The sequence below is a fragment of the Allobosea sp. GW821-FHT03A12 genome, assembly GCF_058986765.1.
In genome coordinates, this window is sequence record NZ_JBYSVZ010000003.1 from 429460 (window position 1) to 451690 (window position 22231).

Below are 22231 nucleotides of genomic sequence, written 5' to 3' on the forward strand. Positions count from 1 at the left end.
CGCCCCGACCTCAGGGCTTGTTCGGGTCGAAATGCTTGGTCAGCTTGTGACCGTAGCCGCCATAGTCCTGCTGCAGCGCCTCGCTCTGCGCGGCGAAGGCGGTGACCTGCTGCGCAAAGCGCGTCTCGAACATGAAGGCGAGCGTGCCTTCGAGCTTGTGCGGCTTCAAGTCGACGGTGCTGGCCTTTTCGAAGGCGTCGAGGTCCGGGCCATGCGGCAGCATCGTGTTGTGCAGGGAGATGCCGCCCGGCACGAAGCCGCCGCCGGTCTTGGCGTCGTAGACGCCGTAGACCAGCCCCATGAACTCGCTCATCACGTTCATATGGTACCAGGGCGGGCGGAAGGTGTTCTCGGCCACCAGCCAGCGGTCGGAGAAGATGACGAAGTCGATATTCGCCGTGCCGGGCGTCTCCGAGGGCGAGGTCAGCACGGTGAAGATCGACGGGTCGGCATGGTCGTAGAGGATCGGGCCGACCGGCGAGAAGCGCCTGAGATCGTATTTATAGGGCGCGTAATTGCCGTGCCAGGCGACGACGTCGAGCGGCGAATGCTCGATATCGGCGGCCCAGAGATTGCCGCCCCATTTGACATACATCTTCGAGGGCGCGTCGCGGTCCTCATAGGCCGCGACCGGTGTCAGGAAGTCGCGGGGATTGGCGAGGCAATTGGCGCCGATCGGCCCGCGCTCCGGCAAGGTGAAGGCGCCGCCATAGTTCTCGCAGATGTAGCCGCGGGCCGGACCGTCCGTGAGCTCGACCCGGATCTTGACGCCGCGCGGGATGACCGCGATCTCGCCCGGCTCGATGTCGATGATGCCGAACTCGGTCCAGAGCCTGAGGCTGCCCTGCTGCGGCACGAACAGCATCTCGCCGTCCGCATTATAGAAATACTCGTCCGCCATCGAGCGCGTGATCAGGTAGACATGCGCGCCCATGCCGCCCTGGCTGCCGGCGTCGCCGGCCGTGGTGATGCTGTGGACGCCCTCGATGAAGGAGAGCGGCTCCGACGGGATCGGGATCGGGCTCCAGCGCAGCGGCGCGATCGGCATGTCGACCTCGCGGGCCGGCGCTGTGCGCCAGAGCCGGGTATCGACCTTCCGGAACGTGTTCCAATGGGCGACTGTCGGCCGGATGCGGTAGAGCCAGGAGCGTTCATTGGTGGTGCGCGGCGCGGTGAAGGGCGAGCCGGAGAGCTGCTCGGCATAGAGCCCGTAGGCGCATTGCTGCGGCGAGTTGCGACCCAGCGGCAGCGCGCCCGGCAGGGCCTCGGTCTCGAAGCCGTTGCCGAAGCCGGACATGTAGCCGGCCGCGATCGCGCTCCTGGCTGCGCCGTCCTGCGCTTGCGCGGCAGTCGTGTTCCGAACGTTCATGATCCTGCTCCCGAACGGCTCTTCCCTCCCGCCGCAGCATTGGCAGCGGTCATGATATAGTTGCGTTTGTAACCAATTTCCGCGGGACTAACAAGCGTCGACGACACTTGTTTTCGTCCGCCGCCGCGGCTCGCATAACGGGCGCGACGTTCGGACCCGGCGAGCTGCGAGGCCGGACAGAGGGACAACCCGTCGCAACCTCCTAACGCAATCTACATCTCTCGCCGCTAACAAATCCCGGTCTCGCATGGGCCGCTCGTCCTTGCGGCATTTGGCTTTGGGGGAAGCGGATCATGCACGCCATCGTCGGGCGCGGTGCCGGGAAACTCGTGGGTGCCGTGGAGCCGTCGCTCCTGCGTGACGAGCTGCTCGGCGAGATCTTCGAGGCCTCCGCCCAGCGTACGCCCGACCACATCGCCATCATCTTCGGCGCCGAACGCGTCACTTACGCCGAGCTCGACGCAAGGGCCGACAAGGTGGCGCGGGCGCTGCGGGCGCGCGGCGTCACGGCTGGCGATTTCGTCGGCCTGTGGATGTCGCGCTCGCTCGACCTGCACGTCGCGCTGCTCGGCATCCTCAAGGCTGGCGCGGCCTATATCCCCTTCGATGCCGACGCGCCGCCCGAGCGCATCGGCGAATGCCTTGCCGATTGTGCGGCGAAGATCATCGTCATCGACGACGCCAGCCGCGCGAAGCTCGATCGGGAACTGCCTGCCGACGCCGTGAGCTGCCGCGATCTGATTGCCGGCGGCGACGACGCTCCGCCGGTCGAGCCGCGCGCCGACGGCGTGACGCCGGCGAGCCCGGCCTATGCGATCTACACCTCGGGCTCGACCGGCAAGCCCAAGGGCATCGTCATCGCCCACAGCAACATCTGCCACTATCTGCGCTCGTCGAACCACGTCTACGGCATGGCGGCGGACGACGTCTCCTTCCAGGGCGCTTCGGTCGCCTTCGATCTCTCGCTGGAGGAGATCTTCGTCCCCTATCTCGTCGGCGCGACGCTCTGGGTCGCCTCGGCGCAGGTGCTGGGCGAGGTCGAGCGCTTGCCCGCTTTGATGGCGGAAGCCGGCATCACCGTGCTCGACACCGTGCCGACGTTGCTCGCTATGATGCCGCAGGACATTCCGAGCCTGCGCATCATCATCCTCGGCGGCGAGGCCTGCCCGCCCGCCGTCCGCCAGCGCTGGTGCCGCCCGGGCCGTAAGGTCTTCAACTCCTACGGGCCGACAGAGGCCACCGTCGTCGCCACCGTCGACGAGGTCACGCCGGACGAGGCGGTGACCATCGGCGTGCCGATCCCGAACTACACCTGCTACGTCGTCGACGAGGAGATGCGGATCGTCGGCCCCGGTACCGAGGGCGAACTCCTGATCGGCGGCCCCGGTGTCGCCGCCGGCTATCTCGGCCGCCCCGAGCTCACCGCCGAGAAATTCATCGCCAACCCCTTCGGCGGAGACGGTGCCGACCCGGTGCTCTACCGCTCGGGCGACGCGGTCAGCATCTCCGAGAAGGGCAAGATCCTCTTCCACGGCCGCATCGACGACCAGGTCAAATTGCGCGGCTTCCGGCTCGAGCTCGGCGAGATCGAGGCGAGGCTCTGCGACCTGCCCGGCATTGCGCAGGCGACCGTGGTGCTGCGCCGCGACGACGGTATCGACAGGCTCGTCGCCTTCGTGGTGCCGGACGCTGGCGCCGCCTTCGACCGCGCCAGCGTGCGCGCCGCGCTGAAGGAGACCCTGCCGCCCTATATGGTGCCCTCGCATTTCGAGGAGATGGCGAGCCTGCCGCGCCTGACCTCGGGCAAGGCCGACCGCAAGACGCTGAAGGCGGCACCGCTGACGCTGGTAGCTTCCGCCGAGGAGCAGGAGGAACCGCAGAGCGCGACGGAGGCCGCCCTGCTCGCCGCCGCCAAGCCGCTCTTCCCGGGCCAGTCGGTCGGGTTCGAGGCCGATTTCTTCGCCGATCTCGGTGGCCATTCGCTGCTGGCCGCGACCTTCCTCGCCGGCGTGCGCGCCAATCCCGACCTGCCGAGCATCACGCTGGAGGACGTCTACAGCCTGCGCACGCTGCGCGCGATCGCCGCCCGGCTCGACGAGCGCAGGCAGGCAAATGCGGGCAAGCCGGCGCGCGATCTTTCCTTCGAGCCGCCGCCGCTATCGCGCCGCCTGCTCTGCGGGCTCGCCCAGCTCGCCTGCATGCCGCTGCTGCTGCTGGCGCTGACCGGCCCCTGGCTGACGATCTACGTGATCTACGAGCTGATCACCTCGGACGGGGTGATCGAGCTACGCGAAGTCCTGATGATGATGGGCATCTACGCCCTCGTTGTGCTCACGGTGATGCTCGCCGGCATCGTCGGCAAGCGCCTGGTGCTCTGGCGCACGACGCCGGGCCGTTATCCGCTCTGGGGCGTCTATTTCTTCCGCTGGTGGCTTGCCCGCCAGTTCACCGCGATGATCCATCTCAGCCTGATGCAGGGCACGCCGCTGGCGAGCATTGCCATGCGCCTGCTCGGCGCCAAGGTCGGCAAGGGCGTCTTCGTCAGCGGCTTCGAGGCCGGTGCGATCGACCTCGTCGAGATCGGCGACGACGTCACGCTCGGCGGCAAGCTCAGCCTCGCCAATGCCGAGGTGGTCGGCAACGAGCTGGTGATCGGCAGGATCACGATCGGCAAGGACGCCTATATCGGCACTTCCTGCGCCATCGGCCACGACACGGTGATCGGCGAAGGTGCCGAACTCGCCGACCTGACAGCGCTCGCCGCGGGCAGCCGCATCGGCGCCTTCGAGCATTGGGACGGCTCGCCCGGCCGCCGTATCGGCGCGGTCGACCCCGCCGCCTGGCCGCAGCCCGCGCCCAAGCTTTCGATGCCGGTCAGGGCCCTGCAGGGCGTCTTCTTCGCCGCCATGCTGGTGCTGATGCCGGCGCTGGCGCTGCTGCCGATCTTCCCGGCCTTCGTCATCCTCGACCGGTTCGACGGGCCGCTGCAGCAATTGGTCGGCATCGATTATCGCTGGGTCCTGCCGGTCATCGCCTGGCCGACCGCGATGGTGCTGATGCTCGGCACCGTGCTGTTCGTCACCGCGATCCGCTGGCTGGTGCAGCCGCGCTCGATCGAGGGCACGCACGCCATCGCCTCCGGCTACGGCCTGCGCAAATGGACCGTCGGCCTCGCCTCGGAGGTGATGCTCCAGAGCCTGTCCTCGCTGTTCTCCACCATCTACATGCGGCTCTGGTACCGCATGATGGGTGCGAAGATCGGCAAGGACACCGAGATCGCCACCAATTTCGCCGGCCGCTACGACATGATCGAGATCGGCGATCGCTGCTTCGTCGCCGACGAGGTCGTGCTCGGCGACGAGGATGTCCGCCGCGGCTGGATGACCGCCAAGCCCGTGCGCACCGGCGATCAGGTCTTCATCGGCAATGATGCGGTCGTGCCGCCCGGCGCCTTCCTGCCATCAGGCTCGCTGCTTGGCATCAAGTCGAAGCCGCCCAGCGATGTCGCGATGCAGCCCGGCGAGACCCGCTTCGGCAGCCCGCCGATCCTGCTGCCCTCACGCCAGCGCTTCGACGATGCCGACATCGCCAAGACCTTCCGGCCGCCGCTCTGGCGCCGCGTCCTGCGCGCCGTCTTCGAACTGTTCAGCGCCTCGATGCCGACGATGATGTTCATCACCTTCGGCACCATCACGGCCGAGCTCTTCCTCTTCCCCGCCCTCGAGCGCGCCCAGAGCTGGGGCGAGTTCGCCCCGGTCTTCATCGCCTGCGCCATCGGAACCTCGATCGCCTTGGCGACGGCCGTGCTGCTGGTGAAATGGCTGCTGATGGGCGTCTACCGGCCCGGCAATCGCGGCCTCTGGTCCTGGTGGGCGCTGCGCACCGAGGCGATGACGACGCTTTACTGGGGCACGGCCGGCGCGATCCTGCTCAATGCGCTGCGCGGCACGCCGATGCTGCCCTGGGCGATGCGCCTCTTCGGCGTGAAGATCGGCCAGGGCGTCTATCTCGACTCGACCGATATCACCGAGTTCGATTGCGTCAGCATCGGCGACTATGCCGCGATCAACGCGACCGCCAATCTCCAGACCCATCTCTTCGAGGACCGGGTGATGAAGGTCGGCCGCATCGAGATCGGCAAGGGCTGCGCACTGGGCGGGTTGACCACGGTGCTCTACGACACCGATGTCGGCGACCACGCTCGGCTCGGCCTGCTCACCATCGTCATGAAGGGCGAGGCGATCCCGGCAAGGACCGAATGGGCCGGCGCGCCGGCCGCGCCGGCCTGATGCGACGTCGCCCAACGCAGGCACAGGCTTGCCCTAGGCGGATGATGGCGGAAGATCGCTCTCGGCATGGCTGAAAGTTCCACATCTGCGGCTGATCCCGTCTACGAAGCCTATGCGCTCGGCGAGTGCGGCGAGTGCGGCGAGGCGGCGGGAACCGACTGGCCCTATCACGTCGCCAGGTGGTTGCTGCAGGAGCCGATCGACATCGCGATCACTGCTGCCCTGGCCGAGATTGGCGCGCTCGCCGGCGCCGACCGGGCCTGGATGTTCGAATACGACGCCGAGCTGCTGCGCTTCCGCAACACGCATGAATGGAGCCAGCAGGGCGTGCGATCCTTCGTCGAGGACCTGCAGGACGCGCCGGTGACCATGATCGCCTGGCTGCACCAGTTCCTGGCGAAGGGCAGGGCAGTGATGATCAACCGCGTCGCCGAGCTGCCGCGCCCGGCCCGCCCGCTCCAGGTCGAGATGCTCAGGCAGAGCGACAAGAGCGTGCTCAGCGTGCCGGTCTTCCATGGCGGACGCCTGCGCGCCTGCATCGGCTTCGATGCGACCACTGCCGAGCGTCATTGGTCGCCGGCCGAGATCGGGGCGCTGTTCCGCTGTGCCGAGCTGATCGCGTTGGCGCGTTACGGCTCGTCCCGCAGCGGGCAGTCGCTCATCGACGGCGCCAGGACATTCGTTCCGCTGATCTATCTGCGCCGGCAGGGCCAGATCATCGGCATCGATCCGCAAGCCATCCTCGGCGTCCGCTCGGCCCGCGACTATGCCAAGGTCTGGCTGCGGGATGGCTCGACCGTGCTCGATCTGCGCCCGCTGACGCTCTGGGCCGGGCTCCTGCCCCCCACGATCTTCCTGCGCATCCACCGCACCGCGATCGTCAATCTCCAGCATGTCAGCGGCCTCGACCGGCGCGCCGGTGACCGCTGGACGATCGGGCTCGGCCAGCTCACCGAGGCCTGGCCGGTGTCGCGACCCTACCGGCAAGAGCTGCGGCAACGCCTCGGCGTGTGAGCGCGGGCCGCTGATTCGCGGGCAGTGCAGCCCGCCGTCATTTAACTGATTTCTCACGATGAATCGGGCTGGGGCGGCCGTTCGTCGAACCGGCATGTCCATTCGTCGAATTCCGCTTGCCGCCCGTCCGGAGCGCGAAATCAATGCGGGGCCGATCGAGACATCCGCACGACTTATGCCGCTTCGCCGCTACCGCGCCGCCATCCCTCCGGAGCTGGGCCCCGTGACGGCCTACGAGGCGACGCAGTGCGTCTCCCGGCTTCGGTCTGCCGCATCGGGCAGCCTTGCATATTCGACCGCGCTGCTGCGCATCCTGCTCGCCATGGCCGTGCCGGCCGCGTTCTGCTCACCTTTCGTGCTGGCGCTGCCGGCTTGGGCACAGGTGAGCGGTCAGGGCGGGGCAGGGGGCGCGCACGGCATCAGTCATCCGACCAAGGGGCAAGCCGGAAGCCGCGGCGGCGAATATGCCGGTGGCGGCGGTGGCGGCGGCGGTGGCGCCAATGCCTCGTCGGGTGGTGGATCCAAAGGTGGCAAGGGCGGCAGTGGTGTGCGCGGCCATGGCGGCGGCGAAGGTGGCGACATCAGCGGTACCACCTCCATTCTCCAGTCGATCCCGCCGGGATATGCCGGGCATGTCGGGCAATCCGGTTCCGGAGGCGGCTCACCGTCGCACGGTGCAGCCGGCGCGCCGGGGCATGACGGCGGCAGCGGTGGTGGCGGTGGCGGCGGGGCCGTCGGCCTCGATTTCACCGGGACGTTGCTGACCGCGGCCCAGACGATCAGCCTGGTGGGCGGCGATGGCGGCTCCGGCGGAAACGGAGGGACGGGAGGCAACTCCTATCGGGACCCCTTCATCGGGCATGGGGGTGCAGGCGGCGGCGGTGGCGGCGGCGGCGGAGGTGGCGCAGCGGGACTGAGCCTGCCCGGCCGGCAGCTCGTCTACGACCCCATGAAGGGGTTCTACTACACGCCGCCATCCAATCTCGTCGTGACGGCCACCAATGCGACCCTGCGGGGCGGGAATGGCGGCCGCGGCGGCAATGGTGGCGATGGCGGCTCCGGTTCGGGGGCCTACGAAACCTCGCTCTGCTACGGCAGGGGAATCTGCACGGTCATCGCGCGCTGGTACCCCGGCGATGGTGGGCCCGCAGGCGCGGGCGGTGACGGCGGCAGCGGCGGCGCCGGCTTGTACTCGGCCTATGGCCGGCAGATCAGCCTCTACGGAACGACCGCTCAGGGTGGCAATGGCGGCGATGGTGGCGAGGGCGGGAGCGGTGGCCCTCCCGGTTCGGTCTATGGCTACAACATGCCGAACGCCAATTATGGCCGTAACGGAGCCGACGGGAATGGCGGTCGCGGCGGCTCCGGCATCGAGGTCAACGCGCGGGATGGCGGCAGCACGATCATCACGTTGGCGTCCGATAGTCATGCGCTGGGCGGAAAAGGCGGCCGCGGCGGCTACCAGACCTGGTCGGGTTGGGGCGGCGACGGCATCCGAACGGCCAGTTCCGCCACGATCACCATAGCCGGGAGCGCGATCGGCGGCGATGGCGGCGATGCCAGTGGCGGATCGCCGGGCGGCGGCGGCGCGGGCATCTTCATCGACGGCCAGGCCAGCGTGACGGTCCAGAATGGTGCGCTTGTCTCGGGCGGGCGCGGCGGTATCGCCCAGCAGACGACGACCGACCACGGCGGAGACGGCGGTTCGGGCATCGAAGTGATCGGCGGCGGGACCGCGATCACCGTCGCGGGGGCGGTGCGCGGCGGCGAGGGGCAGGGCACCGTTCCCGGCGCGCAGGGCGCGGCGATCAAGCTCAACGGCAGCGGCAATTCGCTCGAATTGCAGGCGGGCTATACGCTCGTCGGCCAGGTGTTCGGTGGCAACAGCGCGACGCTCATCCTCGGCGGCGCGGCGAATGCGAGCTTCGATCTGCGCGGCCTGGGGGCGCAATATCAAGGCTTCTCGACCTTCAACAAGACGGGCACGAGCACCTGGACGCTATCGGGCGCCTCGACTGCTCGCGTCGGCGACATGGCGGTCGAGGCCGGAACGCTCGTCTTCTCGGCAGGGGCTCAGCTGACGACGACGAATGCCCGCATCACCAACGCTCCCGGCCAGGTTGCGGCCGTGGAGGTCGCAGGGGCCGGTGCGGCATGGAGCGTCGGAAGCCGGCTCGCCATCGGCGATGAAGGCCAGGGCAGCCTCTCGGTCGCCAATGGCGGAGCCGTGCAGGCCGGCTTGATCACCACAGGGGCGTCGGTCGGGGGCGCCGGCGCGATCAGCGTCACCGGCAATGGATCGCATGTCGTGGCCCGGGAGCTCGTGCTCGGCGAGAACGGCACCGGCTCGGCGCTGGTTTCGGGTGCCGGATCGAGCTTGACCGCGACGACGTTCACGGTCGGGACCTCCGGCAGCGGCACGCTGACCGTCGCCGATGGCGGCAAAGCCGGTGCCGGCCACGGCAAGCGGATCGAGGTCGCCAAGAGGACTGGCAGCACCGGCACGATCAATATCGGTGCCGCAGCGGGGCAGGCCGCGGCCGCCGCCGGCACGATCGAGGGGGATATCCATTTCGGCGCCGGCACTGGCAGGCTGGTCTTCAACCACACCACCAGCGACTACAGCTTCACGAGCGCGATCTCCGGCGCGGCAGCGATCGGCGTGCTCTCCGGCACGACCACTCTCACCGCCGACAGCTCCGGGTTCTCGGGGACGACAACGGTTTCGAGCGACACGAGCAGCACGCTGCGCATGGCGGGCTCGGCGCGTCTCGGCGGCGTGGTCACCATCGGTAGCCGCGGGACGGTTGCCGGAGAGGGCACCATCGGCGCGACCACGGTCAACAGCGGCGGCACGCTCGCGCCCTCGGGCAAGACCTCGCTGACCATCGACGGCAATCTGACAGCCAATAACGGCGGCACGATCAAGCCGTCCGACGCCGCCGCGCTCATCGTCAACGGCACGCTGACGCTCAACACCGGCAGCAACTACGATTACCGCATCAGCGGCTACACGGCCTCCTCGCCGGGCTCGGCGACGACACGGGTCAATGGCGATCTCGTCCTCAATGACGGCACGCTCAACCTCGCCAGCAATGCGATGCCGGCGATCGGCTATCACCGCATCTTCACCTACACCGGCAACCTGACGAACAATGGCGTCGTCGGCGGAACCACGCCGAACACGACGCCATTTTCTTACCTCTATCCGCTCGACACCTCGTTAGCCGGCAAGGTCGATGTCGTCGTCACCCCGAACGGCCTCAATATCTTGCAGCTCTGGGGCACGACGTCGGCCGGTGCCGGAGACGGCACCTGGAATGCCGGCAACGCGAACTGGTTCGACCTCGGCGGCTCCGCGGCGACGCAATGGGGCGGCGTGTACGGCGTCTTCCGCGACGCCAGTGGCGTCGGCGGCACGGTGACGATCGATGGCCAGCAGAATGTGGTCGGGCTGCAGTTCGCCGGCGGCAGCTATACGCTGGTCGATGGCGCAGGTGGCAGCCTCAATCTGCACGGCTACAACGACGGCAACATCGTCATCATCACGCCGGAGATCCGCGTGCTCGACGGCGAGACCGCAACGATCGCGGTTACCATCACCGGCTCGGAGGGACTCGAGAAGACCGGCGACGGCACGTTGATCCTGTCCGGCAACAACAGCTACAGCCGCGGCACGATCATCTCGGGCGGCACATTGCAGATCTCGGCCGACGGCAATCTCGGCGCAAGCAATGGCGGGCTCACCTTCGACAATGGCACGCTGCGCACGATGGCGGATATCTCCACGGCCCGTGCCTTCACCTTGCGCGGCAACGGTGCCGTCGAGACCGCCGCCAACACGACGCTGAGCGTGAACGCCGCGGTGAGCGGCGCCGGCGGCCTGATTAAGTCGGGAGCCGGCACGCTGCTGCTGACTGGGACCAACAGCTGGTCCGGCGGAACCCTGATCACGGCTGGGACACTCCGGGCCGGCAGTGCCGGCGCCTTGCCGACCATGACTGATTGGGTCCTGACCGGCGGGAGGCTCGATCTCGATGGCTATGATCTCTCGATGCGCTTCCTCGCCGGCAGTGGCGGCGAGATCGCGCTGGGGAGCGCCGATCTCATCGTCGATCAAGCAAAAGACAGCGTCTACGCCGGAACCGTCACCGGCAGCGGCCGCCTGTTGAAGGACGGCTCCGGAACCCTGCTGCTGACCGGGACCAGCAACTATTCCGGCGGCACCGTGATCCGCGACGGAACGCTGGCGATCGTCGCCGACGCCAATCTCGGCAACGCCGGTTCGGCCATCGCCTTCGACGGCGGCGGCCGCCTGGCGACCTATGCCGACATCACCAGCGGGCGTTCGGTCACGCTCTTCGGCACCGGCACCATCGAGACCTATGCCGGCACGACCTTCACCCTCGGTGGATTGATCAGCGGCAGCGGCAGCCTGGCGAAGGAGGGCTGGGGCACGTTGACGCTGACCGGCAGCGCGGCCCATACCGGCGGCACGACGATCGCGGCCGGCATGTTGCAGATCGGCAATGGCGGCACGACCGGCGATCTCGCCGGCGATGTCGTCAACAACGCAGTCCTGAGCTTCAACCGCTCGAACGACTACAGCTTCGGCGGCGTGATCTCCGGCTCCGGCGTGGTCGTGCAGGCGGGCGCCGGCACCACGGTCCTGACCGGCGCCAACACCTATTCTGGTGGCACGCTGATCCGGGCCGGCGTGCTCCAGGTCTCCAATGACGGCAATCTCGGCGCCAGCGGCACCGCGATCGCCTTTTCCGGTGGGGCGCTGCGCTTCGGCGCGTCCTTCGGCACGGACCGGACCGTGCTGCTGGCCGGCGACGGCACCATCGACACCAATGGCCATGACGGAACCCTGAGCGGCGGCGTCTATGGCGATGGCGACCTGATCAAGACCGGCGCCGGCACGCTGACGCTGGCCGGCACGAATGCCTATCGCAACACCATCGTCGTGGCCGGCACGCTGGTGGGCGACGCCGCCTCGATCTCCGGCAACGTCACCGCCAACGGCACGGTCGTCTTCGACCAGCGCGACGATGCCAACATTGCCGGTGTCTTCTCCGGCACCGGCCGGTTCACCAAGGCCGGCCGCGGAGCGCTCGACCTGACCGGCGACAGCTTCGGCTTCGCCGGCTCGACCACGGTCTCGGCCGGGACGCTCGTCGTCAACGGCGCGCTCGGCGGCACGCTCGACGTCCAATCGGGCGCGCGGCTGCAGGGCAGTGGCACCGTCGGCTCGACGACGATCCAGTCGGGCGCCACGATCGCGCCCGGCAACTCGATCGGCACGCTGACGGTGGCGGGCAATGTCTCGTTCGCTTCGGGCTCGACCTATCAGGTGGAGGTCAATGCGGCCGGGCAGAGCGACAAGATCGTCGCCTCGGGCTCGGCAACGCTCGCGGGCGGCACGGTGCAGGTGCTAGCCGAGAACGGCAACTATGCGGCGGCGACGAGCTACACCATCCTGAATGCCGCGGGTGGGGTCAGCGGAACCTTCAGCGACGTCACGTCGAACCTCGCCTTCCTGACGCCGTCTCTTGGCTATGACAGCAACAACGTCACGCTGACGATGGCTCGCAACGACGCCTCCTTCGGACCGGGCGAATCCGGTCGCGCCTCCATCGCGCAGACCCGCAACCAGGGCTTCATCGCGATCGCAGCCGAGCGGCTCGGCGTCGGCAACCCGGTCTATGACGCGCTGATCTCGGCGACGGCGGCCGAGGCCCGCGCCGGCTTCGACCTGCTCTCGGGCGAGGCGCATGCCCAAGCCGTCTCGGTGATGATCGACGAGAGCCGGCTGGTGCGCGACACCATCCTCGGCCATCTGCGCGGCCCGCTGCTGACGCAGGCGCCGGGTCAGGTTGCCGCGAGCTTCTCGGCCGACTTGCCGAGCCGCAAGGGCGTGACCGTCATGCCGGTCCCGGTGCCGCAGCCGCGCTATGCCTTCTGGGGCACGGCCTTTGGCAGCACCGGCAATACCGATGCCGACGGCAATGCAGCCAGCCTCAACCGCCGCAGCGGCGGCGCCCTGCTCGGGGCGGACATCATGCTCTACGACGCGCCCGGCTCCTCGCTGAAGGTCGGCGTCGCCGGCGGCTACAGCCAGTCGCGCTTCGACCTCGATGCCCGCCTGTCCTCGGGCCGGTTGGAGAGCGGCCATGCCGCGCTCTATGCCGGCGCACGCTTCGGCAGCCTGCGCTTCGATGTCGGCGCCGCCTATAGCTGGTCGGAGAGCGACATCCGCCGCCAGGTTGCGATCCGCGGCTTCGGCGATCTGCTGCGGCTGCAGCGCCCGGGCTCGGTGACGCAGGGCTTCGCCGAGCTCGGCTACGCCTTCGCCTTCAGCGGCGTCGCGCTCGAACCCTTCGCCCAGCTCGCTTTGATCCGCGTGAGCACCGATGCCGGCACCGAGCGTGGCGGCGCGGCGGCCTTGCGCGTGCTCTCCTCCGACCAGACGCTCGGCTTCACCACGCTTGGCCTGCGCGCCGAGGCGCAGATCGGGGCGATGCCGCTGTTCGCCCGGGGCATGCTCGGCTGGCGCCATGGCTTTGGCGAACTGACCCCGCAGGCCCGCACCGCCTTCGTCGCCGGCACGACGCCCGCGCGCGTCTTCGCCGCCCCGATCGATCGCGAGACACTGGTGGCCGAGGCCGGGCTCGACTGGCGCATCTCCCAAGCCACCGCGCTCGGCCTGACCTACTCGGCGGCCATCGGCGAGCGCTCCAGAGACCACGCCCTCAAGGGCAGGGTCGAGATGCGGTTCTGAAGACGTCCGGCTAAACCTGGCCGCCGCCCGACCGGCAAGGAAGCGGGCCCGTTTGGGCCCGCTTTTGTCTGGATGGGATCGTTGGTTGGACGATGCGTCGTATGGCTCACTTCTGGTTTGCGGCCTTTTCGATGAAGTCCGCGACGGCCTTTGGCCTGGAGACGTAGAGGGCGTGGCTGCCCTTGGTCTCGGCGACGGTTGCGCCGGCGCGCTTGGCCATCTGGCGCTGGGCCGGGGGCGGGATCATGCGGTCGTCGGTGGCTACGAGGTAGAAGGCGGGCTTGACCTTCCAGGCCGGGTTGGTGACGGCGCCGCCGGCGGCCGCGACGCCCCAGGGCACCTGCGAGGCGGCCATGAAGGCGGCGGTCCTGGCATCGACATCGGCGGCGAAGGCGGCGGCGAACTTGGCCTTGTCGAGGGCAAGGAAGCCGTCGACCGGCGGCAGGATCGGCGGGACGGAGGCGCCCTGAGGCGGGTTGGCGATTAGCGACATCACGGATTCGCCGGCGTCCGGCGCGAAGGCGGCGATGTAGACCACCGACTTGACCTTGGGGTCGGTGCCGGCCTCGCTGACCACGACGCCGCCATAGGAATGGCCGACGAGCACGACCGGGCCGTCCTGCTGGGCGATGGTGCGCCGGGTGAAGGCGACGTCGTCGGCGAGCGAGGTGGTCGGGTTCTGGACGATGGTGACATGGTAGCCCTTGGCCGTGAGGGCGTTGTAGACGCCCCGCCAGCCGGAGCCGTCGACGAAGCCGCCATGGACGAGGACGACGTTCTTCACGGCGGGGGCGGCCTGGGCGGCGGGCACCGCAACGGTGGCGGAGAGGGCGAGGGCAGCGGCGGCGAGGATGGAGGTGGACTTGGTCATGGCGGGTTCCTTTCGTTGTTTAGTTCGCGACAATCATTATCGCGATATGTATTCTCGTACACAGCCATTCCGGGCTTGTAAAGCGCTTTCTTTATCGCGATATCATTTTTCTGGAGAACGATCCGTCCGCCGCTTCCGGAGTCCGCCATGACCGATGCACCCGCCCCGTCGACCTTGCCGCTCGACGGCCAGCTCTGCTTCTCGATCTATTCGGCCTCGCTGGCGATCCAGCGGGTCTACAAGCCGATGCTCGATGCGCTCGGCGTGACCTACACGCAGTATCTCGTGCTGAGCGCGCTCTGGGAGCGCGACGGCTTGACGATCAGCGCGATCGGCGAGCGCCTGGCGCTGGAGCCGAGCACGATCACGCCGGCGGTCAAGCGGCTGGAGGCGGCCGGCTTCCTCTCGCGCCGGCGCAGCACGATCGACGAGCGCCTGGTCGAGGTCCACCTGACCGCAAAGGGCCGGGAGCTCCATCCGCGGACCGGCTGCCTCACCGACGCGCTGCTGCGAAACTCCGGCTTCGAGATCCCGCAGATGATCGAACTCAACAAGACCGTCCAGGACCTCAGGCAGGGCATGCGAAACGCCGTCGCCGCCAGCGACGCTGCGGAAGCCGATCGCGGCGGCGAGTAGGCATGCGCCAATAGGCGACCGAGCGAAAGCGGCCGGGCTCGCGTCCGCGCTGCCGCAAGCCATCGACGAGATCGCCGCGGCGGAGCCAAATCCGGCGTCCTGCGCAAAAACTGCACGAAAAACCTGAGCTTCTGCCGATCTCCGCCGGAATTGCTGCAAGCGCCGCGGGCATGGATGGCGCATGGCGGACATCATCGCTCTCCAATCCCCCAGGCCGAGACTGCCGCGCAGGCTGGTCGAGGACGGCTGGTGGCTGGAGACGAGGGTGCGGACCGCCTGTGCCGAAATCCTCGCCTTTCCGGCCCGGGCATCAGCCCCGGCCTCAGGCGGTTCCTGCCGAGATCGACGCCCATGCCAGCTCACGCCCTCGAGCCCGACGTCACCAGCCCGCAGCCCGTCAAACGACCAGCCGGATGGCTGACGATCCAGCTGGCGGCAGCGGCAGCCCTGGTCGCTCTGGCGGATTTCCTCTTCTACGGCCACCGGCTCGGAATCTCGTTCGCGCTTTTCCTCGCTGCGCTCGCCCTGGCCTCGGCCTGCCTCAACCCGCTCAGGGCTGAAGCCGCCCGGAGCTGGCATGCGGCAATTCTGATCGCGGCCGGTCTCCTGCCGATAATCGAGGACATCAACTGGCTCTCGGTGACGATCGCCTTGCTGGCGACTGCCGCGTCCGCCCGGATGCTGACCGAAGCCCGGCCGCTGTCGTGGGCGGAGCAGCTGCGCGCGGCGCTAAGCTTGCCATTGTCCGGCCCTTTCCGACTGTTCAGCGATTTCGCGCGGGCAAGCCGCTACGGCCGGCGGCGGCAGGTCAAGTCGGGCGTCCTGGTTGGGTTGCTCGGCTGGGCGGTGCCGATGCTGCTTTGCGCCGTCTTCGCCGCCTTGTTCGTCTCGGCCAATCCGCTGCTGGAGCGCTGGCTGAACCGGATCGACATCCCTGCGATCCTCGGCCAACTGCTATCCGGGCGCTCGCTGTTCTGGGCCGCGATCCTCTGCCTGATCTGGCCGCTGGTCCGCATGCGCTCGCTGCGCCGCCGCAAGCGCGGGGATCCCAAGCCGTCGGCGAAGGCGACGATCGCCGATCCGCTGGACCCGCTCGGCGATCTCACCGTCAAGCGCTCTCTCGTCCTGTTCAATGGCCTCTTCGCCATCCAGACCGCGATGGACCTCGCTTATCTCTGGGGCGGCGCCAGTCTGCCCGAGGGGCTGAGCCATGCGAGTTATGCTCATCGCGGCGCCTATCCGCTGGTCGTGACCGCGTTGCTCGCAGCCGCCTTCGTGCTGGTCGCGATGCGCCCTTCGGGAGCGGGCGCGCGCTCGCCGTTGGTCAAGCTGCTGGTCCTGGCCTGGGTCGGCCAGAACATCCTGCTCATGCTCTCGGCCCTGCTGCGCCTCAAGCTCTATGTCGACGCCTATTCGCTCACCGAATTGCGCATGGCCGCCTTCGTCTGGATGCTGCTGGTCGCAGGAGGGCTCGTCTTGATCCTCGTCCAGATCCTGTCGCAGCGGCCGGTCGGCTGGCTCGTCTCGGCGAATGCCGTCATGCTGGCGCTGATGCTTTACGGCTACAGCTTCGTCGACACCGCGGTCGTCATCGCCAACTACAATATCCGTCATTCCTACGAGATGCGCGGCACCGGCCAGCGCATCGACGTCGCTTATCTCTGGGCGCTGGGACCGGGCATCATCCCGGCCCTCGACCGCTATGCACCCCGCATCGCGGCGGTCGGCAATTCCCCTTCCCAGCTCAAATGGGGGTGGTCGCAGGAGAAGGTCGCAAGCTACCGCGACGGGCTCGCCGGGCGTCATCGCGCCGCCCAGATCGACTGGCGTGCTTGGAGCTTCCGCGACTGGCGGTTGTCGCGATATCTGGCCAGCGTGCCGCAAGCACCGTTCAAGGCGATTCTACCGCCGCCGGCTGGCACGCCCGAGGAGAAATGATGGCGCCGCGCATTCTCGTGGTCGATGACGACAGCCATATCCGCGACGTGATCTGCTTCGCGCTGGAGAAGGCCGGCATGGCCACGGTGGTCGCGCGCGACGGCTTGCAGGCACTCGATGCCTTCCGGCAAGGCGCAGCGGATCTGATCGTTCTCGATATCGGCATGCCCGAAATGGACGGGCTCGAGGTCTGCCGCCAGATCCGGAAATCCTCGGAAGTGCCGATCCTCTTTCTCTCGGCGCGGGACGACGAGATCGATCGCATCCTCGGGCTGGAGCTCGGCGGCGACGACTATGTCACCAAGCCGTTCAGCCCGCGCGAGCTCGTCGCCCGCGTCAACGTGATCCTGAAGCGTCTCCGCCTCGGCCAAAGCGCCAAGGAGGCCGGGCAGGCCCTGGCCTGGGGCGCCCTCAGCCTCGACCCGGTGCAGCACACGGCAAGGTTCGACGGCCGCGAGCTGCCGCTGACCGCCATCGAGTTCGCGATCCTGCGCACGCTGATCGCGAGGCCGCGCCAGGTCTTCAGCCGCAGCCACATCCTCGACCAGGCCTATGGCGGCGCGATCCACGTCTCCGACCGGACGATCGACAGCCATATCCGCAACATCCGCTCGAAGATCCAGAAGGCGGGCGGCGACAGCGTGATCGAGACCGTGCACGGCGTCGGCTTCAGGCTCGGCCGCTGCGAGGCCTCGTCGTGACCGGGACGGGCGGGTCGGCGGTGCGGGTGGCGTCGAAATGGCGGCCAAGCCTCAGCCTGATCGTCTTCCTCATGCTGAGCGCCGTGCTGGCGCTGCCTTTCGTCGGCCTGTTCTTCTTCCGGATCTACGAGAACCAGCTCGTGCATCAGGCGGAATCGGAGCTGATCGCCCAGAGCGCGGCGCTGGTGGCGGTGATCGGGCGGGATCTGCGCGCGAACCTGCCGGCCGACGCCCCGCTCGGGGTGACGGTTCAGGCCGATGCACGATCGGACGCGGTCGGCGGCCTCGTCCCCGTCCTGCCGTCGCTCGATCTGGCCCGGGACCAGCTGCTGCCGCGGCGGCCGGATGCGCAGCCGGCGTCCCAGCCCGCCGCCGAGGCCTTTCGTGCTGCCGGCGAGCGGCTAGGCCCCATCCTCGCCGAGACTCAGCGGGTGACCTTGGCCGGTTTCCGGCTGCTCGATCCCAATGGGGTCGTCATCGCCGGACGCGAGGAACTCGGCCAGTCGCTGGCGCATGTCGAAGAGGTTGCGGCGGCGTTGAACGGCCGGTTTGCGGCTGCGCTCAGGCTGCGTGTCTCCAAGAACGCCCCGCCGCCGCTCTATTCGTTGAGCCGCGGCACCGGCGTGCGCGTCTTCACCGCCATGCCGGTCGTCGTCGATGGCCGCGTCGCCGCGGTCCTCTATTCATCCCGCACGCCGAGCAACGTCTTCCGCCACCTCTATGAAGAGCGCGGCAAGGTCGTCGCGGCGGGGCTTTCGGTCGCGATCCTGACCCTGCTGATCGGCCTTGCCTTCCATCGCGCGATCACGCGGCCGGTCAAGGAGCTGATCGCCAGGACGGCGGCGATCGGCAGGGGCGACCGCAACGCCTTGCAGCCGCTCAGGCATCACGGCACGGCCGAGTTCGCGACGCTGTCGCAGAGCTTCCTCGACATGGCCGGCGCCCTCAATGCGCGCTCGGACTTCGTTGCGACCTTTGCCGCCCATGTCTCGCATGAACTCAAATCGCCGCTCACCTCGATCGAGGGGGCTGCCGAGCTGCTGCGCGACGACATCGAGGCCGGCACGGGCCGCATGACCGACGCCGAGCGCCGGCGCTTCCTCGACAATATCGTCGCCGATGCGAAGCGGCTGACGGCGATCACCAATCGCCTGCGCGAGCTGGCACGCGCCGAGGCGACCCCGACCGACGGTGCGACCGAGATCAGCCCCGTGATCGAGGCGTTGCGAAGCGCATTCCCCGGGCTTTCGATCCGGGCTGGCGGCGAAGAGACAGGTCCGATCGGCATCTCCGCCGAGAATCTGCGGATCGTGCTGTCGCACCTCGCCGACAATGCCGAGCGCCATGGCGCGACCAGACTCTCGATCGATGCGGAGCCGCGGGGCGAATTCATCCGCCTGGACGTTCGCGACGACGGCCAGGGCATCTCGCCGAACAACCGCGCACGGATCTTCGACAGCTTCTTCACGACGCGACGCGACAGCGGCGGCACCGGCATGGGCCTCGCCATCGTGCGCGCGATGCTCGAAGCCCATGGCGGGACGATTCTGCTGGCCGACAGCGAGCAGGGCGCCCATTTCACGATCATGCTTCGGCGATGACCTGCTGCGATTGCCGCTGTCGCTGCGTCCTCATGTCGGGCCGACTTTCCGCAGGAATGCTCCGAGCCGTGAACCGGCCTGGCTGCTGGCGAGCTCCGCGGGACTGCCGCGCTCGATCAGCTTGCCAGCTTCCATGAACCAGATCTCGTCGGCGACCTCGCGGGCGAAGCCGATCTCATGAGTGACGCAGATCATCGTCATGCCGCCCGCTGCGAGCCGCTTCATCGCGGCCAGCACCTCGCCGACCATTTCCGGGTCGAGTGCCGAGGTCGGCTCGTCGAACAGCATCACCTGAGGATCCATCGCCAGCGAGCGGGCGATGGCGACGCGCTGCTTCTGGCCACCCGAGAGCAGGCCGGGCATCTCGTTCGCTTTCTCGGTGAGGCCTACGCGGGCGAGTTCCTCCATGGCGCGCTCGCGTGCCGCCGCCTTCGACAGGCCGCGCAATTTGGTCAGCCCGAGCGTGATGTTGCCGAGCGCGCTGAGATGCGGGAACAGGTTGTAGGCCTGGAAGACGAAGCCGACGCGCTGGCGCAATCGGTTGATGTCGACGCTCCGGGCGGCGATGTCGGCGTCGTCTACCAGCACGCGCCCGCCTCGGATGCTCTCCAGACGGGTCACTGTACGGATCAAGGTCGACTTGCCCGAGCCGGACGGGCCGACCAGGACCTTGACCTCGCCGCGCCGGACCTCGCCGGAGATTCCGGCGAGTACCTGAAGCGTCCCGAACCATTTGTCGACGTTTTCAAAGCGGATCATGGCTTCCTCACGCCGCGACGACGATGCCGGGCGCGCCACCACGGCCCGCCGAGATGTGCCGCTCGATCAGGCGCGCCAGCGAGGTCAGCGCGAAGCAGAGCGCGAAATAGGTCAGTGCCAGGATGCCGTAGACCTCGAAGGGCTGGGTCAGCAGGACGTTGTTGACCTGCGCCGCCGCGAAGGTGAGCTCATGGGCGCTGATGACATAGCCCAGGGACGTCTCCTTGATGGTCGAGACGAACTGGCTGACCATGCTCGGCAGCATGTTGTGCAATGCCTGCGGCAGCACGACCTTGATCGTCGTCGGCCAGTAGCGCAGGCCAAGCGAGGTCGCAGCCTCGGTCTGGCCCTTGGGCAGCCCCTCGATGCCGGCGCGGATGATCTCGGAGAGATAGGCGGCCTCGTAGACCACGAGCGCGATCACCAGCGTCTCGACCCCGCCGACCGCCCGGCCGATGATCAGCGGCGAGAAGAAATAGGTCCAGAAGATGAACATGATCAGCGGCAGGCCGCGCACCGTGTGCACGATCGCGGTGGCGGGTAGCCGGAGCCAGCGATAGGGGCTGAGGCGCGCCAGCGCCAGGCCGATCGCGAAGGGGAAGCACAGCGCCAGGGACAGCGCGGCCATGAACAGCGTCATGACGAGGCCACCGATCGGCCCGTGCGGGTACTGCCCGACCAAGAAGAGCAGCCAGTTGTTCTGCAGGATCTCGAGCATCAGCGCGTCTCGAGCCTGAGGCGCTGGCCGGACCAGCTGCCGAGCGCCATGATGCCGAAGGAGATGGCGAGGTAGATCGCGGTCGCGACCGCGAAGGCCTCGAAGGTCTTGAAGGTGTAGCTCTCGACCTCGCGCGTCCGGTAGGTCAGCTCGCCGACGCCGATCGCCATGGCGAGGCTGGTGTTCTTGAACAGCAGCAGGGTCTGGTTGATCAGCGGCGGCACGGCGATGCGCAGCGCCTGCGGCAGCACGACATAGCCCATGGCGCCGAGATAGCCGAAGCCGATCGAGCGGGCCGACTCGTACTGGGCCTTCGGGATCGAGCGGATGCCGCTGCGGATGTCCTCCGCGACATAGGCCGCCGCGGCGAGGCCGAGCGCGATCGCCGCCAGTAGGAACTCGCCGTGATGAGCGTTGATCCACTGCCGGGCGGGGCGCGGCAGCAGCGAGGGCACGCCGAAATACCAGACGAAGATCTGGACCAGCAGCGGCACGTTGCGGTGGTACTCGACATAGAGCGCCACGAACCAGCCGAACGGCGGGAACGGGATCATCCGGACCAGCGTCAGGATGATCCCCATCGCCATGGCGAGGCACCAGGCCACCACCGTCAGCGCCAGCGTGGTGGCGATGCCGATCAGGAACCAGTCGAGATATTTCCCGGTCAGCACGCTGCCGATATCGAAGACATAGCCCATCGATCGGCTCCCCTCCGGTGCCCTGCCGTCAGATCAGCCCTTGATCTCTTCGATCTTGTAGTCGCGCTTGATGTCGAAGGCCGTGCCCGGGCCGAACCACTTCGAGAAGATCTTGTCGATCTCGCCGGAGTCTGCGGCCTTGGCGAGGGTGTCGTTGACCAGCGTCTTGAAGGCCGTCTCGCCCTTGCGCAGGCCGAGGCCCCAGGGCTCGACGAAGAGCGACTTCTCGATCACGACCATCGGCACCTTCGACTGCTTGGCGAGCTTCACCAGGATGAGCTCCGAGCCGCAGAAGGCATCGACCTTGTCCTGCGCCAGCGCCAGGAAGGCCGAGGAGGTGTCCTGGAAGGTCACGGTCTCGGCGGTCGGGATCAGCCGGCGCACGCCCTGTTCGGAAGACGAGCCCTTGATCGCCGTGATCTTCTTGCCGGCCAGCCCTTCCAGCGTGGTGATGCCGGTTTCCTTGGTGGTCAGTAGCTTCTGCTGGCTAACGAAATAGGAATGGGAGAAGTCGATCTGCTGGGCGCGCTCGGGCGTATAGCCGAGATTGGCGGCGAGGATGTCGACCCGGCCCTGCAGCAATTCGGGAATACGCGCTTCGACGGCGATGCTCTTCAGCTCGAGCGGAACGCCGACCGCGTCCGCGACCTTCTTGCAGATGTCGACATCGTAGCCGACGATCTCGCGGGTCTGCGGATGCTGGAAGGAGAACGGCTCGGAGGTGCCGAGCGTGCCGCAGATCAGCTTGCCGCGCGCCTTGATGTCGGCGAGCTGGTCGGCCTGGGCGGCTCCGGAGAGGCCGGCAGCGAGGGCGGCCGCAAGGCCGAGAACCGAAAAGAGCTTCATCGTCATC

Annotated in this window: 13 protein-coding genes; 7 read left to right on the forward strand and 6 right to left on the reverse strand. The window is 68.1% G+C overall.

Annotation, left to right across the window (positions count from 1 at the left end):
* Nucleotides 1-10: 10 nt before the first annotated feature.
* Nucleotides 11-1369 (reverse strand): homogentisate 1,2-dioxygenase, encoded by a 1359-nt coding sequence (gene hmgA, locus AC3WLC_RS09745; protein WP_493683726.1) that lies wholly within the window; start codon nt 1367-1369, stop codon nt 11-13.
* Nucleotides 1370-1662: 293 nt separating this feature from the next.
* Here hmgA and AC3WLC_RS09750 point away from each other — a divergent pair, with 293 nt between their 5' ends.
* The 3 genes from AC3WLC_RS09750 (at nt 1663) to AC3WLC_RS09760 (ending at nt 13456) form a co-directional block, all read left to right on the forward strand.
* A complete protein-coding gene (locus AC3WLC_RS09750) occupies nt 1663-5658 on the forward strand; it encodes a Pls/PosA family non-ribosomal peptide synthetase (protein WP_493683727.1) in 3996 nt (1331 codons plus the stop codon).
* Between the two features lie 66 nt (nt 5659-5724).
* Nucleotides 5725-6672 carry a LytTR family transcriptional regulator DNA-binding domain-containing protein gene (locus AC3WLC_RS09755; protein ID WP_493683728.1) on the forward strand — a complete coding sequence of 316 codons (948 nt, stop codon included), beginning with the start codon at nt 5725-5727 and terminating at the stop codon, nt 6670-6672.
* A gap of 223 nt (nt 6673-6895) precedes the next feature.
* A complete protein-coding gene (locus AC3WLC_RS09760) occupies nt 6896-13456 on the forward strand; it encodes an autotransporter-associated beta strand repeat-containing protein (protein ID WP_493683729.1) in 6561 nt (2186 codons plus the stop codon).
* Between the two features lie 106 nt (nt 13457-13562).
* Here the strand turns inward: AC3WLC_RS09760 and AC3WLC_RS09765 are convergent, their stop codons facing one another.
* On the reverse strand, nt 13563-14327 hold the full coding sequence (locus tag AC3WLC_RS09765; RefSeq protein WP_493683730.1) for an alpha/beta hydrolase: 765 nt from the start codon (nt 14325-14327) through the stop codon (nt 13563-13565).
* Nucleotides 14328-14474: 147 nt separating this feature from the next.
* Between AC3WLC_RS09765 and AC3WLC_RS09770 the strand changes: the two genes are divergently transcribed.
* The 4 genes from AC3WLC_RS09770 to AC3WLC_RS09785 all read left to right on the forward strand — a co-directional run bounded on the left by AC3WLC_RS09770 (nt 14475) and on the right by AC3WLC_RS09785 (nt 19203).
* Nucleotides 14475-14963 carry a MarR family winged helix-turn-helix transcriptional regulator gene (locus AC3WLC_RS09770; protein WP_493683731.1) on the forward strand — a complete coding sequence of 163 codons (489 nt, stop codon included), beginning with the start codon at nt 14475-14477 and terminating at the stop codon, nt 14961-14963.
* 351 nt (nt 14964-15314) lie between these two features.
* On the forward strand, nt 15315-16901 hold the full coding sequence (locus tag AC3WLC_RS09775) for a DUF4153 domain-containing protein (protein WP_493683732.1): 1587 nt from the start codon (nt 15315-15317) through the stop codon (nt 16899-16901).
* The gene (locus AC3WLC_RS09780; protein ID WP_493683733.1) at nt 16901-17602 is read left to right on the forward strand and encodes a response regulator transcription factor; all 702 of its coding nucleotides are present in this window, start codon (nt 16901-16903) and stop codon (nt 17600-17602) included. Before AC3WLC_RS09775 ends, AC3WLC_RS09780 begins: the two co-directional genes overlap by 1 nt.
* A gap of 71 nt (nt 17603-17673) precedes the next feature.
* Nucleotides 17674-19203 (forward strand): ATP-binding protein, encoded by a 1530-nt coding sequence (locus AC3WLC_RS09785; RefSeq protein ID WP_493684526.1) that lies wholly within the window; start codon nt 17674-17676, stop codon nt 19201-19203.
* A gap of 30 nt (nt 19204-19233) precedes the next feature.
* On the opposite strand, the gene AC3WLC_RS09790 is transcribed toward AC3WLC_RS09785, so the two are convergent.
* Genes AC3WLC_RS09790 through AC3WLC_RS09805 form a run of 4 tightly spaced genes read right to left on the reverse strand, consistent with a single transcriptional unit; the run spans nt 19234 to nt 22224 of the window.
* The gene (locus AC3WLC_RS09790) at nt 19234-19962 is read right to left on the reverse strand and encodes an amino acid ABC transporter ATP-binding protein (protein ID WP_493683735.1); all 729 of its coding nucleotides are present in this window, start codon (nt 19960-19962) and stop codon (nt 19234-19236) included.
* Nucleotides 19963-19969: 7 nt separating this feature from the next.
* Entirely contained in the window at nt 19970-20680 is a 711-nt protein-coding gene (locus AC3WLC_RS09795; protein ID WP_493683736.1) for an amino acid ABC transporter permease, read from the reverse strand.
* On the reverse strand, nt 20680-21378 hold the full coding sequence (locus AC3WLC_RS09800; RefSeq protein ID WP_493683737.1) for an amino acid ABC transporter permease: 699 nt from the start codon (nt 21376-21378) through the stop codon (nt 20680-20682). Before AC3WLC_RS09800 ends, AC3WLC_RS09795 begins: the two co-directional genes overlap by 1 nt.
* A 33-nt stretch (nt 21379-21411) precedes the next feature.
* Nucleotides 21412-22224 carry an ABC transporter substrate-binding protein gene (locus tag AC3WLC_RS09805; RefSeq protein WP_493683739.1) on the reverse strand — a complete coding sequence of 271 codons (813 nt, stop codon included), beginning with the start codon at nt 22222-22224 and terminating at the stop codon, nt 21412-21414.
* Nucleotides 22225-22231 lie beyond the last annotated feature (7 nt).

Coding starts and splice junctions, on each gene's coding strand:
- AC3WLC_RS09780 (WP_493683733.1), top strand. CDS start 16,901: ATGGCGCCGCGCATTCTCGTGGTCGATGACGACAGCCATATCCGCGAC.
- AC3WLC_RS09800 (WP_493683737.1), bottom strand. CDS start 21,378: ATGGGCTATGTCTTCGATATCGGCAGCGTGCTGACCGGGAAATATCTC.
- AC3WLC_RS09805 (WP_493683739.1), bottom strand. CDS start 22,224: ATGAAGCTCTTTTCGGTTCTCGGCCTTGCGGCCGCCCTCGCTGCCGGC.
- AC3WLC_RS09755 (WP_493683728.1), top strand. CDS start 5,725: ATGGCTGAAAGTTCCACATCTGCGGCTGATCCCGTCTACGAAGCCTAT.
- hmgA (WP_493683726.1), bottom strand. CDS start 1,369: ATGAACGTTCGGAACACGACTGCCGCGCAAGCGCAGGACGGCGCAGCC.
- AC3WLC_RS09790 (WP_493683735.1), bottom strand. CDS start 19,962: ATGATCCGCTTTGAAAACGTCGACAAATGGTTCGGGACGCTTCAGGTA.
- AC3WLC_RS09775 (WP_493683732.1), top strand. CDS start 15,315: ATGCCAGCTCACGCCCTCGAGCCCGACGTCACCAGCCCGCAGCCCGTC.
- AC3WLC_RS09785 (WP_493684526.1), top strand. CDS start 17,674: ATGCTGAGCGCCGTGCTGGCGCTGCCTTTCGTCGGCCTGTTCTTCTTC.
- AC3WLC_RS09795 (WP_493683736.1), bottom strand. CDS start 20,680: ATGCTCGAGATCCTGCAGAACAACTGGCTGCTCTTCTTGGTCGGGCAG.
- AC3WLC_RS09765 (WP_493683730.1), bottom strand. CDS start 14,327: ATGACCAAGTCCACCTCCATCCTCGCCGCCGCTGCCCTCGCCCTCTCC.
- AC3WLC_RS09770 (WP_493683731.1), top strand. CDS start 14,475: ATGACCGATGCACCCGCCCCGTCGACCTTGCCGCTCGACGGCCAGCTC.
- AC3WLC_RS09750 (WP_493683727.1), top strand. CDS start 1,663: ATGCACGCCATCGTCGGGCGCGGTGCCGGGAAACTCGTGGGTGCCGTG.